General features: G+C 70.6%; 11 protein-coding genes and 1 other RNA gene. 3 read left to right on the forward strand and 9 right to left on the reverse strand.

The annotated features are described in order from the left end of the window. Window positions 1-76: 76 nt before the first annotated feature. The gene (locus tag DY262_RS19300; RefSeq protein WP_116960701.1) at window positions 77-1,777 is read left to right on the forward strand and encodes an MBL fold metallo-hydrolase; all 1,701 of its coding nucleotides are present in this window, start codon (window positions 77-79) and stop codon (window positions 1,775-1,777) included. A 47-nt stretch (window positions 1,778-1,824) separates the two neighbouring features. Here DY262_RS19300 and DY262_RS19305 read toward each other — a convergent pair whose 3' ends face one another. From DY262_RS19305 to DY262_RS19320, 4 genes are all read right to left on the reverse strand, one after another. After that, window positions 1,825-2,400, reverse strand: a complete 576-nt coding sequence (locus DY262_RS19305; RefSeq protein WP_116960702.1) for a porin family protein — start codon at window positions 2,398-2,400, stop codon at window positions 1,825-1,827. A 98-nt stretch (window positions 2,401-2,498) separates the two neighbouring features. After that, window positions 2,499-2,858, reverse strand: an RNA gene (rnpB, locus tag DY262_RS19310) — RNase P RNA component class A. 23 nt (window positions 2,859-2,881) lie between these two features. After that, window positions 2,882-4,237 carry an MATE family efflux transporter gene (locus DY262_RS19315; RefSeq protein ID WP_116960703.1) on the reverse strand — a complete coding sequence of 452 codons (1,356 nt, stop codon included), beginning with the start codon at window positions 4,235-4,237 and terminating at the stop codon, window positions 2,882-2,884. A gap of 23 nt (window positions 4,238-4,260) precedes the next feature. Then, a complete protein-coding gene (locus DY262_RS19320; RefSeq protein WP_116960704.1) occupies window positions 4,261-4,842 on the reverse strand; it encodes a DUF2239 family protein in 582 nt (193 codons plus the stop codon). A gap of 116 nt (window positions 4,843-4,958) precedes the next feature. On the opposite strand from DY262_RS19320, the gene DY262_RS19325 reads away from it, so the two are divergent. Together DY262_RS19325 and DY262_RS19330 are read left to right on the forward strand one after the other, a co-directional pair. After that, a complete protein-coding gene (locus DY262_RS19325) occupies window positions 4,959-6,827 on the forward strand; it encodes an NAD(P)/FAD-dependent oxidoreductase (protein ID WP_116960705.1) in 1,869 nt (622 codons plus the stop codon). A 50-nt stretch (window positions 6,828-6,877) separates the two neighbouring features. Then, complete coding sequence (locus tag DY262_RS19330) at window positions 6,878-7,588, forward strand: glycine zipper 2TM domain-containing protein (RefSeq protein ID WP_070397221.1); 711 nt, start codon at window positions 6,878-6,880, stop codon at window positions 7,586-7,588. Window positions 7,589-7,661: 73 nt separating this feature from the next. Here the strand turns inward: DY262_RS19330 and htpX are convergent, their stop codons facing one another. The 5 genes from htpX to DY262_RS19355 all read right to left on the reverse strand — a co-directional run bounded on the left by htpX (window position 7,662) and on the right by DY262_RS19355 (window position 12,484). Then, window positions 7,662-8,531 carry a protease HtpX gene (gene htpX, locus DY262_RS19335; RefSeq protein ID WP_070397220.1) on the reverse strand — a complete coding sequence of 290 codons (870 nt, stop codon included), beginning with the start codon at window positions 8,529-8,531 and terminating at the stop codon, window positions 7,662-7,664. A 133-nt stretch (window positions 8,532-8,664) separates the two neighbouring features. After that, window positions 8,665-9,402, reverse strand: coding sequence for a DUF3025 domain-containing protein (locus DY262_RS19340; RefSeq protein ID WP_116960706.1), 738 nt, complete (start codon window positions 9,400-9,402; stop codon window positions 8,665-8,667). A gap of 14 nt (window positions 9,403-9,416) precedes the next feature. Continuing rightward, entirely contained in the window at window positions 9,417-10,463 is a 1,047-nt protein-coding gene (gene pyrC / locus DY262_RS19345; protein WP_116960707.1) for a dihydroorotase, read from the reverse strand. Window positions 10,464-10,508: 45 nt separating this feature from the next. Continuing rightward, the gene (locus tag DY262_RS19350; protein WP_116960708.1) at window positions 10,509-11,420 is read right to left on the reverse strand and encodes an amino acid ABC transporter substrate-binding protein; all 912 of its coding nucleotides are present in this window, start codon (window positions 11,418-11,420) and stop codon (window positions 10,509-10,511) included. Between the two features lie 149 nt (window positions 11,421-11,569). Next, window positions 11,570-12,484, reverse strand: coding sequence for a LysR substrate-binding domain-containing protein (locus tag DY262_RS19355; protein ID WP_116960709.1), 915 nt, complete (start codon window positions 12,482-12,484; stop codon window positions 11,570-11,572). Between the last annotated feature and the right edge of the window lie 36 nt (window positions 12,485-12,520).

The raw sequence follows: 12,520 nt of genomic DNA on the forward strand, positions 1-12,520 counted from the left end.
CGGATTATCCGCGCTGCCCGCGGCCCCTGACGCGCGCACGACGCAAGACCGTGCCGCCCTCCCCCACAATCCCGCCATGGTCCGCCCCACCCAACTCCTGCACCCGCCCCGCCCTGCCGCGCCGCTGCGCCCCGCCGCCACCGTGCTGCTGCTGCGCGACGGGCCCGATGGCGTCGAGGTTCTGATGACCCGCCGCTCCATGACGGCCAGCTTCGCGCCCGGCGCCTACGTATTCCCGGGCGGTGGCATCGACGACGCCGACGCCCAGGCCTTCGGCGCCGCCGCGCGCCGTCCCACGCAGACCGACCTGCGCCTGACCCAGGCCATCGCCGCCATCCGCGAGAGCTTCGAAGAGCTGGGCGTGCTGCTCGCGCGCCGCGCCGACGGCGGCTGGGCCACGGCCGAGGACATCGCCGCGCTCGACCGAAAGGCCCCGTTCGCGCCGCAATGCACCGCGCGCGGGCTCAAGCTGGCGGCCGACGAGGTCTTCGTGCTCGCCCACTGGATCACCGACCGCGACCTCTCGCGCCGCTTCGACGTGCCGTTCCTCATCGCGCGCATGCCCGAGGGCCAGGAGCCCGTGGCCGACGAGAGCGAGCAGTTCGAGCCCCTGTGGGTGCGCCCGGCCGACGCGCTGGCGCGCCACGCCGCCGGCCAGTTCTTCATCATCTTCCCCACCATCCGCACGCTGGAGCGCCTGCAGGCCCACGCCACGGTGCAAGCGGTGCTGGACGCCTGCGCCGCGCACGACGAACCGCTGTGGACCAGTTGCCCGCGCGCCGGCCTGGTCCGCGGCCGCGAGTCGCGCCACATGGAACACGAGCCGCCCTTCGGCGAGCTGGCCCTGGTCTGTCCCGACGGTCAGATCGTGCACCCGCTGGACTGGCAGCACGAACAGCCGGTGCCGCTGCTCAAGCAGGTGATGCGCCTGACCGCGCCCAACAGCGGCGTCATGACCGGCCCCGGCACCAACAGCTACATCGTGGGCGACCCGGCCAGCGGCTACATCGCCATCGATCCGGGCCCGGACGACGGCGCGCACATCGAGCGCCTGTGGCGCGCCTGCGGCGCCGACCTGCGCGCCATCGTCTGCACGCACTCGCACCCCGACCACTCGCCCGGTGCCGCCCGCCTGCAAACCCTGTGCGTGCAGGCCGGCGCCACGCGCCCGCCCATCCTGGGCCTGGCCAGCGCGGCCACCGCGCGCGAGAACAGCCGCTTCACGCCCGACCGCGCGCTGGCCGACGGCGAGCGCCTGGCGCTGCAGGCGCCCGACGGCACCACGCACACGCTGATGGCCGTGCACACGCCCGGCCACGCGGCCAACCACCTGTGCCTGGTGCTGCTGGAAGACGGCCTGCTGTTCTCGGGCGACCACATCCTCAACGGCAGCACCACGGTGATCGACCCGCCCGACGGCGACATGAGCGCCTACCTGGCTTCGCTGGACCGCCTGGCCGCGCTGTGCGACGAACAGGGCATCGAATTCATCCTGCCCGCGCACGGCCACGTGCTGGGCGACCTGCGGCGCAGCGCCGACAACCCCTCGGCGCCGGTGGAAGGCGGCGCGCGGCGCGCCATCGACCAGCTCAAGGCGCACCGGCTGGCGCGCGAGGCCAAGATCGCGCGCGCCATGCAGGCCCGCCCCGATGGCGGCCTGGACGACTGGGTGCCGCTGGCCTACGACGACGTGCCCGAGCGCCTGTGGCCGGTGGCGCGGCGCTCGCTGCTCGCCCACGTGGACCGCATCCGCGCGCTCGGCGGCTTCAACGCATAAAGGCGGGCCGCGCGAAGGGCCCCGCCTTTATGCGAAAAGCGGCTCGCTCAGAAGCGCCGCCCGTACATCAGGCCCACACCCTGGACCTTGATGTCGTCCTTGTCGTAGTAGTTCATCCAGTTGGCCTGCAGGTACGACATCCGGCTCAGGTTGACGTTGATACCCAGTCCATAGGCGCCGCTGGTTCCCGTGTCGTCCACGTCCAGGCCGCCTGCGGACAACTCCAGCTTGGTGCGCACCACGCCCGCGCGCGCGAACACCTCCACTCGATCGCCCAGCGGCAAGGTCGGCTTCAGGAAGAGCCCATACATGTGCGGGATCTTGGCGTCGACGCCGGTGTTCACGCCATTGAGCTTGATCTCGTCCTTCATCACGTTGCCAGCCACCTGCCCTTCGATGGCCAGGAACGGCCACAACTGGTAGCCCAGCGTGCCGGTCAGCAGGCCGGGCTTGGCCTCGGCGCTCAAGGGCCCGTCCTCGGCCTCGATCTTCAACTGGGACAGGCCAATTTCGCCGTAGAGCTTTGGGTCGGTGCTGGACTGAACCCGCTGTTGCGCCGTGGCGGCGCTGACCAACCCCAGGGCGAGCAGGGAGGCCAGCATGGATTTGCTGAGTGTCGTCATGTGTGCGGTCCTTTCATTGGGAAGAAACTCTCCGGGGAACACCCTCGGCAAATACCGTTCCCGTCCCGTTGCGGGACTCGCACATGACAACCGGAAAAGTGTGAAGCGCGCCGGTACGCCGGATTCTGTGCGTCCCGGTTGCCCGGGACGTGACCGCCATTCCTCTGGGCCGCCGGTCACCCGAACGGCTCGATGCCACCTACCCGCCAGCTCCGCGGAGCCACATCAACGCTGGCCTATTTGGTGTTGCTGCGCGTAGAGATTGCCCGTTTCACCCGGTCCGGGTTGCCCCGGACCGACTCGTCTCTGTTGCTCTGATCCTCACCTTAGGGCCCCGCGGGCGAACCCTCGGGGCTTGTCGGTGGAGAGGTGTTACCTCCTACGCTGCCCTGCGCAGTCCGGACGTTCCTCCAGCACACCCTTTCGGGTCTTGTGCCAGCGGCGGTCTGGCGCGCTTCACGGGCGCGATTATCCCGCGTCCTCAGATCAGTCGCTCGATGCGGCGGTGCCGCCAGACAAAGCGGTAGAACGCCGTCTGCAGCAGCAGCATCGTCACGTAGGCCACGGGGAAGGCGAGCCAGATGCCCGGCAAGCCGAGCCGCGCGTCCAGCAGCCAGGCGGCGGGCAGCTGCACCCCCATGATGCAGAAGATGGAGATCGCCATCGGCACCAGCACCACGCCACTGGCGCGCATCAGCCCGCCGACGATGGCCTGAAAGCCAAAGACCAGGATGCTCCACAGCATGATGTGCAACAGGTGCTCGGCCTGCAGCCGCACCTCGGCCTGCGTGAGAAACAGGCCCAGCAGGTGGTGCGACAGTCCATAGCCGAGCAGCACCAAGGCGCCGGTGAGCACCAGGTTGAGCCACAGGCCGGTGCGCAGGATGGCGCCGAGCCGGTCGACCCGCCCCGCACCGATGGACTGCGCCGCCAGGATGGAGGTGGTGATGGCGATGGACAGCGCCGGGAACTGCACGTAGTTCACCACCTGCGTGACCGCGCCGTAGGCCGCCGTGGCCTGCGAGCCGTGGCCGTTGACCAGCGCCAGGATGACCAGCTCCGAGGCCGAGATCACCACCATCTGCACGCCCGTGGGCAGGCCGATGCGCATCACCTTGCCGAGGATGGCGCGGTCCAGTCGCAGCGCGGCCCGCATTTCGGCGTCGAAGGCCATCACGCTGCCCTGGCGCGCCAGGCGCCAGCCCAGGAACAGCAGCGCCAGCGCATAGGACACCAGGCCCGCGTAGGCCGCGCTTTGAATGCCCTGCGGCGGCAGGCCCAGCCAGCCCTTGATGAGCGCCGGCGTGAGCAACAGCCCCAGCACCGTGGACATCAGCAGCGCCAGCAGCGGCGAGACCGTGTCGCTGATGCCGCGCAGCAGCTGCGTGAACAGGATGAACACCAGCAGCAGCGGCATGATGAGCAGCATCACGCGCGCGTAGGCCACCGCATCGTCCAGCACGTCCAGCGGCGTGCCCAGGGCCAGCATGGCGGGCCGCGCGAACACCACGCCCAGCGCGGCGGCCACCAGGCCGATCAGCGCCCCCAGCATCAGCGCCGTGCCGGCAATGGCCTTCACCTTGTGCGGCTCGCGCGCGCCCCAGGCCTGGCCGATCAGCACCGAGGCGCCCGCGCCCAGGCCGATCACCAGCGAGATGAAGAAGAACACGATGGGGAACATGCCCGAGACGGCCGCCAGCGCGTGCGTGCCGAGCATCTGCCCGATGAAGATGCCGTTGAGCGTGCCCGACAGCCCTTGCAGGATGTTGGACAGCACCATGGGCACGAGGAACACGAGATAGACCCGCCAGAGCGGGCCTTGTGTAGAGGGGGGCATGGGAAGGGTCCGGAAAGGGTGGGTCAGTCGTTGGGGTCGGCGTCGGGATCGGCGGGGCCGGTGGCCATGAAGGCCTCGCGCGCCAGCCAGCTGGCGTGCGCCTGCACGTCCGGCGGCCAGGGCGCCATCTGGCGGGCGAAGGCCTCGGCGTCGTGCGCGAACAGCGCTCGCGCGGCCTCCTCGAAGCCGGGAAAGCCGCCCGCGATGGCGCTCATGAAGCGGTAGGCGCGTTCGGTGGCCTCGCGCCGCGCGTCGCGGCCGGCGTGCACGCGGCGCGCTTCATCGACCAGCCGGCGCAGCGCGGCGGAGGCGCCACCGGGCTGGCGGGCCAGCCAGTCCCAGTGGCGGGGCAGCAGCGTCACCTCGCGCGCCACCACGCCCAGGCGCGGGCGGCCCACCTGCGGCGCGGCGGCGGCCCGGGCATCGGGCGCTGGGGCCGGGAAAGGGTAGTCGACGAGCGCACCGCTGGCGTCGTCGAACACCAGCAGGCCGCCGGCCGACAGGTCCAGCGCGCCCAAGGCGCGGGCGACCTCGTCGCAAGCGCCGAAAGCCACGCGCCGCGCGCCCAGGAAGGCGGTGCATCGGGAAGGAGATGGGGCAGACATGTGGAGATTATACCCGGGTGTTTTTATTTTGCCCGGATCAATTTAAAACCGGGTCTGCGCGGGATTGGGGACAATGCGCGGCTTCGTCTGCTTGATCGCCACAAGCCCCACGACCCATGATCCGCATCGCCGAACTCAAACTCCCCCTGGCCGAGGTGCCGGCCGAAGCGCGCCGCGCCGCCGACGCGCCCAGCGAAACCGAGGCCGACCGCGCGCCGCCGCCGCACCCGGTGCCGGCCCTCACCCGCCTGGCCGCGCAGGCCCTGGGCATCGAACCCGCCGACATCGCCGCGCTGACGGTCTTCAAACGCAGCTTCGACGCCCGCAAGGCCGAGCTGCTGGCGGTCTACATCGTCGATGTGGCGCTCGCCGATGCTTCGGCCGAACCCGGTTTGCTGTCGCGCCACACCCAGAACCCGCATGTGCGTCCCACGCCCGACATGTCGTGGACCGCGCCCGGCCACGCGCCCGGGGGCTTTCCGCGCACCGCGGACGAACGCCCCGTGGTGGTGGGCCTCGGCCCCTGCGGCCTGTTCGCGGCGCTCGCCCTGGCGCAGATGGGCTTTCGGCCCATCGTGCTGGAGCGCGGCAAGCCCGTGCGCGAGCGCACCCGGGACACCTGGGGCCTGTGGCGCCGCCGCGCGCTGAACCCGCAGAGCAACGTGCAGTTCGGCGAAGGCGGCGCGGGCCTGTTCTCCGACGGCAAGCTCTACAGCCAGATCAAGGACCCGCGTTTCCTCGGCCGCAAGGTGATGAACGAGTTCGTCGACGCGGGCGCGCCGGGCGAAATCCTCTACACCGCGCACCCCCACATCGGCACCTTCAAGCTCGTGAAGGTGGTGGAGGCCATGCGCGAAAAAATCATCGCCCTGGGCGGCGAGATCCGTTTCCAGCACCAGCTGACGGGACTGATCACCGAGGGCGACGGCGCCGCGCGGCGCGTGCGCGCCCTGCGCGTGCACCGGCTCGACACGGACGAACACCTGGAGCTGCCCGCGCGGCGCCTGGTGCTGGCGCTGGGCCACAGCTCGCGCGACACCTTCGCCTGGCTCTGGGACCTGGGCGTGGCCATGGAAGCCAAGCCTTTCTCGGTGGGTTTCCGCATCGAACACCCCCAAAGCCTGATCGACCGCGCCCGCTGGGGCCGCCACGCCGGCCACCCGCTGCTTGGCGCGGCCGACTACAAGCTCGTGCACCACGCGAAAAACGGCCGCACGGTCTACAGCTTCTGCATGTGCCCGGGCGGCACGGTGGTGGCGGCCACGTCCGAGCCCGGGCGCGTGGTCACCAACGGCATGAGCCAATACTCGCGCGCCGAGCGCAACGCCAATTCGGGCCTGGTGGTTGGCATCGAACCCAGCGACTACCCGCAGCACTTTCCGCAGGACACGCCGCTGTGGACCGCCGCCTTCGGCGAGACCGACGGCGCGCGCTACGCCGCCCAGGCCGAGGCCCTGCACGCCCAGGGCCGGCACCACCCACTGGCCGGCGTGGTGCTGCAGCGCCAGCTGGAGAGCCGCGCCTACGAACTCGGCGGCGGCGACTACAGCGCGCCCGGCCAGCGCGTGGGCGACTTCCTCGCCGCACGACCCAGCACCGCGCTGGGCGAGGTCGAACCCTCCTACAAGCCCGGCCTGCACCTCACCGATCTCGCGCCCTCGCTGCCAGCCTACGCCATCGAGGCCATCCGCGAAGCCCTGCCCGCCTTCGGCCGCCAGATCCGCGGCTACGACCTGCCCGACGCCCTGCTCACCGGCGTGGAAACACGCACTTCTGCGCCGCTGCGCCTTCACCGCGACGAAGGCCTGCAAAGCCCGAATACGCGCGGCCTGTACCCGGCGGGCGAGGGCGCGGGCTACGCCGGCGGCATCCTGTCGGCCGGCGTGGACGGCCTGAAAGTGGCCGAAGCCCTGGCCCGGGACCTGCTCGGCCTGCCGCCCGTCGGGGGCTTTACAAAAAATGACAAGCTTGGCGCGCCGGCTTGACGTCCCGGGCGCAGCATGCAGCTTCCCCATTCCTCTTTCAGGAGCCTTCCGTGAACACCCCCCGATCGCTCGTCTGGCTTCCCCTGGCGGCCGCGCTGGCCGCCGCCACCGGCGCGGCCCACGCCCAGGAAGCGCAAGGCCGCGTCATCAGCAGCACGCCCATCATCCAGCAGGTGGCCGTACCGCGCGATGTCTGCTCCGATCAGCAGGTGACCTACCCGGGCCGCAAGTCGGGCGCCGGCGCGGTGCTGGGCGCCATCGCAGGCGGCGCGGCGGGCAACGCCATCGGTGATGGCAGCGGTCGCGCAGCGGCCACCGTCATCGGCCTCATCGGCGGCGCCATGCTGGGCAACCGCATCGAAGGCTCCAGCCCGCCGCAGACCGAGATCGTGCGCAACTGCGGCACGCAGACCTTCTACGAACCCCGCACCGTGGCCTACGACGTGGTCTACGAGTACGCCGGCCAGCAATACCGCACTCAGATGGCGCAAGACCCGGGCCGCTACGTGCGCCTGAACGTCACGCCGGTGGACGCCATGCCCCCGCCGCCGCCCGCCTACCCTTCGCGCCCGCAGGTGCGTTATGAAACGCCGGAGCCGCCCGTGGTGTACAGCGACGGCTACGCACCGGGCTACTCCAACATCTCCACCGAGGTCGTGATCATTGGCGGTCAGCGCTACTTCCGGCCCCCGGGCTGGCGCGGCCACCCCGGCCCGGGCTACCACGACCACGGTTACCCCCGCTTCGAGCGCAACCGCTGAGTGCTTCCGCCACCCGGCGGCTCAAACAAAAGGCCACCCCAGGGTGGCCTTTTGCCGGCTGCCCGCAGCGCGATCAGCCTTGCTGCAGGGCGGCGATGCGCTCTTCGATCGGCGGGTGGGTGCTGAACAGCTTGCCCAGACCACCGGTGATGCCCAGGGCCTGCATGGTCTTGGGCAGTTCGCCGGGCGTGAGGCCACCCAGGCGGGCCAGGGCGTTGATCATGGGCTGCTTGCGGCCCATCAGCTGCGCGGCGCCGGCGTCGGCCCGGAACTCGCGCTGGCGGCTGAACCACGCCACGATGATGGCGGCCAGGAAGCCCAGCACGATGTCCATCACGATGGTGGTGACCATGTAGCCGATGCCAGGGCCCGAGTTGCTGTCGCTGCCACGGCGCAGGAAGCTGTCCACCGCGTAGCCGATGACACGCGACAGGAACACCACGAAGGTGTTCATCACGCCCTGGATGAGCGTCATGGTGACCATATCGCCGTTGGCCACGTGCGCGACCTCGTGGCCGATCACGGCCTCCACCTCTTCGCGCGTCATGTTCTGCAGCAGGCCGGTGGACACGGCGACCAGCGCGCTGTTCTTGAAGGCGCCGGTGGCGAAGGCGTTGGGCGCGCCTTCGAAGATGGCGACCTCCGGCATGCCGATGCCGGCCTTGTCGGCGAATTTCTGCACCGTCTGCACGATCCAGGCCTCGTCGGCCGTCTGCGGCTGATTGATCACGCGCGCGCCGGTGCTGAACTTGGCCATGGGCTTGCTGATGAGCAGCGAGATGATCGCGCCGCCGAAGCCGATGACGAGGGAGAAGCCGGCCAGCGCCGTCATGTTCAGGCCGTTGGCGGTGAGAAAACGGTCCACGCCGAGGATGCGCGTGGTGATGAGCAACACCGCCATCACGGCGACGTTGGTCAGGACGAACAGCAGGATGCGTTTCATGTGTGCTCCGTTAGGCGCCGGCGCGTGGGGGCCGGCTGCGCCACTGACCCGGTTTCGGGCCTTCAGGTTCCCGGTGCCGGGTCAAGGGCAGCGGATGATACCGGCCCAGCAAGTGGGGTTGATGGCGCCGGTTTCAAGCCGCGCGCGGCGGCCGGAACACCGCCGCATCGGCATAGAACGCGGGGTCGGCGTTGCCGTCCCACCAGCCCGGCACGCCCAGCACGGGCAGCGGCGTGAAGGGTTTGGCGCGCAGCCGCGCGGCATCCAGTTGCGTGGCCAGCCAGGCGTCCCAGGCCGCCAGGTCATCGCCCAGCGACTCGGGCACGGGCAGCGCGAACACGTGCGCGGTGATGGATTTGTAGGGTTGGGCCAATTTTTCCAGCAGCGCGTGGCCGAAGGGCAGCAGCCGCGCGCACGCCCAAGCCCCCCGCTGCGCGACGAACAGCTCGGCCCAGTCGCGCGCCCGCAGCGCCCGCCACAGCGGCTCGGGGGCCCGCAGCAAGGCCGCGTTCTCGTCAAACAAGGTGATGGCGTCGCGCAGCGGCCCGCGCACCGCGCCCACGCCGTCGGCCGCGATGGCCTGCGCCTGCAGGCGGTTGAGCTGGCGCTTGCTGTCGGGGAAGCGGTGCCAGATCAGCCCATTGAACAGGTCGTGAAGGTTCTCGCGCGTGGGCACGCTGGCCGTGGCGGCGATGAAGGCCTCGTAGGCCTGGCCGTCGGGCAAGGCCGATTGGGACACGGCGCGCAGCGGCCCCGGCGCGTGCCGGTTCAGGGCCTCGGGCAAGGGCAGGCCCTGCGCCTGTGCGGCCTGCACCGCGCGGCCCGCCTCGGCCACGCCGGCGAACCACGGGGCCGACCAGTGAATGGCCATGCCGTCGCCAGCGCTCAGGCCAGCAGCCGCCAGCGCAGCGCCTCGCCCGCACGCAGGGGCTTGAGCTCGGCCTCGCCGAAGGCATAGGACTCGGGCGGCGTCCAGGTCTCGCGCCGCAGCGTGACCGTGCCGGTGTTGCGCGGCAGGCCATAGAAATCGGGACCGTGGAAGCTGGCGAAGCCCTCGAGCTTGTCCAGGGCGCCCGCGGCTTCGAAGGCTTCGGCGTACAGCTCCATGGCCGCGTGCGCCGTGTAGCAGCCCGCGCAGCCCACCGCGTGCTCCTTCAGGTGCGCGGGGTGCGGCGCGCTGTCGGTGCCCAGGAAGAAGCGGTCGCTGCCGCTGGTGGCGGCCTGCACCAGGGCCACGCGGTGCGTCTCGCGCTTGAGCACGGGCAGGCAGTAGTAGTGCGGGCGGATACCGCCCAGGAAGATGGCGTTGCGGTTGTAGAGCAGGTGGTGCGCGGTAATGGTGGCCGCCGTGTGCGGGCCCGCACCCGCCACGTACTGCGCGGCTTCCTTGGTGGTGATGTGCTCCATCACGATCTTCAGCACGGGGAAGTCGCGGCGCAGGGGAATCAGCACCTGGTCGATGAACACCGCCTCGCGGTCGAACAGGTCGATGTCGGCGGACGTGACCTCGCCATGCACCAGCAGCTTGAGGCCTTCGCGCTGCATGGCCTCCAGGGTCTTGTGGGTCTTGCGGATGTCGGTCACGCCCGCGTCGCTGTTGGTGGTGGCGCCGGCCGGGTACAGCTTGAGCGCCACGACGCCGGCCGCCCGGGCGCGCGCGATTTCCTCGGGCGGCAGGTTGTCGGTGAGGTAGAGCGTCATCAGCGGCTCGAAGGCCACGCCGGTGGGCACGGCCGCCAGGATGCGCTCGCGGTAGGCCTGCGCCTGCGCCGCCGTGGTCACCGGCGGCTTGAGGTTGGGCATGATGATCGCGCGGCCGAACTGGGCGGCGGTGTGGGGCACCACGGCCTGCAGGGCGGCGCCATCGCGCACGTGCAGGTGCCAGTCGTCGGGGCGGGTGAGGGTCAGGGAGTCGGGGGTGGCGGCGCTCATGGTCCCGCGATTGTCGCAGCCACCACGGGATGGTTTCGGCCGGCCTCAGGGCACCTGGTCGGTGGGGTACTTCCAGAAGTCGCGCAGCAGGTAGCTGATGGGCAGGTTCAACGGCTGGCCGTTCGGCGGGATCGGCTGCTCGAACCACCGCTGGTAGATGGCGTGGATCTCGCGGCTGAAGATCAGGCGGCGCATTTCGTCGTCGATGATTTTCTTGAACGCCGGATCGCCCTTGGGCAGCATGATGGCCAGCGGCTCGGTGGTGATGAAGCGGCCCACCACCTTGAGCGCCTTCGGGTCGGACCGGGTGGACGCCAGTCCATAGAGCAGCACGTCGTCCATCACGAAGGCCTGCGCCTCGCCGCGCTCCACCATCTGCACGGCTTTCTCGTGGTCCTCGGTCTCGACGATCTCGAAGCGCAGGCCCCGTTCGGCCTGGATGCGCCGCACCGCGGCCAGCGGCGTGGTGTTGCGGGTGACGGCCACGCGCTTGACCTCGGGCTGGTCGATGCGGTCGATGCCGCTGTTCACTTTGACCAGCATGCGCGCGCCGGTGATGAAGTGGGGAATGGTGAAGGCCACCTTCTCGCGCCGTTCGGCGTTGTTGGTGGTGGAACCGCATTCCAGCTGGGCCCTGCCGGTCTCGATCATCTCGATGCGGTTGGCCGGGGTGAGCTGCAGGTACTCGATCGGCAAGGCCGGCAGCGCCAGCCGGGCCTGCACCGCGGCGGCCAGGCGGCGGCAGACGTCCACCGCGTAGCCAATGGGCCGCTTGTCTGGCCCCAGGTACGAGAACGGCACCGAGGACTCGCGGTGGCCGATCACGATGTGCCCCTGCGCGCGGATCTGCTCGATCACGGGGCCCGAATCGCTGGCCGACGCGGGCCCGGCCCACACCAGGAAGACCAGCGCGGCCAGCGCCGCGCGCCGGGCAAACAACAGGGGAAACTGGGGCATGGCGGGCGTCCTCACGGTGTGTCCTGCGTCCACGAAGGGCGGGACGATACGTCGCGCTGGCGGGCCGACCGCTACCGCAAATGCGGTATTTCTTCAAAGGAACGCGCCAACGGAAGCGCCGCCCCGATCGGCGGCGCCCGTCAGAGGCCTCAGCCGAGCAGGTCGCTCAGCCGGTTCCAGAAACCGATGGCGGCCCGCTTGCCCTTGCTGGTGTCCATGGGGCGCGTGCGGTACAGGCGGATGTCCAGCGTCAGCGTGAGGCCGTCGGCCGCCGGCACCAGGCGCCGGCCCGCCACCTCGTTGCGCACCGCGCTGGCGGGCAGGAAGGCGATGCCATGCCCTTCGACGGCCATGGCCTTCAGGCCCTCGGCCATGTCGGTTTCGTAGACGCGCTCGAGCTGGCTGGCCAGCGAGGTGTCCTTGAGCAGGTGCTCGACCGCGCGGCCCAGGTACGCCCCGGGCGCATAGCCCAGGAAGGGCTGGGCCTGGCCGCCGGGCGAGGGCAGCGCGTACAGCGCCCCCCCCTGGGCGTTGGGCCGGCTGTAGGGCGCCAGCACCTCGGTGCCCAGGGGCAGCATCTCGTAGCGCGAGGTGTCCAGCTGGATGGGGTGCGCCGCGTGGTGGTACGCGATCAACAGGTCGCAGCTGCCCTCCACCAGGCGCATGACGGCGTCGTGCACATTGAGCGCGATCAGCCGGCTTTTGACCGGGCCGACCGTCTCGCGCAGGCCGGACAGCCATTGCGGGAAGAACGTGAAGGCCAGGGTGTGCGGCACGGCGAACTCGATGACGTCCTGCGCCGCCGCCGTGTGCGCTCGCAGCATGGCGCGGGTGGTGTTGAGCGTCTGCAGCAGGTCCAGCGCCTGCTCGTACAGGGTCTGCCCGGCCGGCGTGAGCCGCGTGGGGTAGGAGGAGCGATCGACGAGGTCGGTGCCGGCCCAGGCCTCCAGCGACTGGATGCGGCGGGAAAACGCCGGCTGGGTGACGTGCCGCAGCTGGGCCGAACGGCTGAAGCTGCGGGTCTCGGCAAGACTGACGAAGTCTTCCAGCCACTTGGTTTCCATGGCGCGCGATTATGGTCGTGTGGCGGGCCGACACCC

Origin of the sequence: Hydrogenophaga borbori, from assembly GCF_003417535.1 — a bacterium.
In the GTDB taxonomy this organism is placed as follows: domain Bacteria; phylum Pseudomonadota; class Gammaproteobacteria; order Burkholderiales; family Burkholderiaceae_C; genus Hydrogenophaga; species Hydrogenophaga borbori.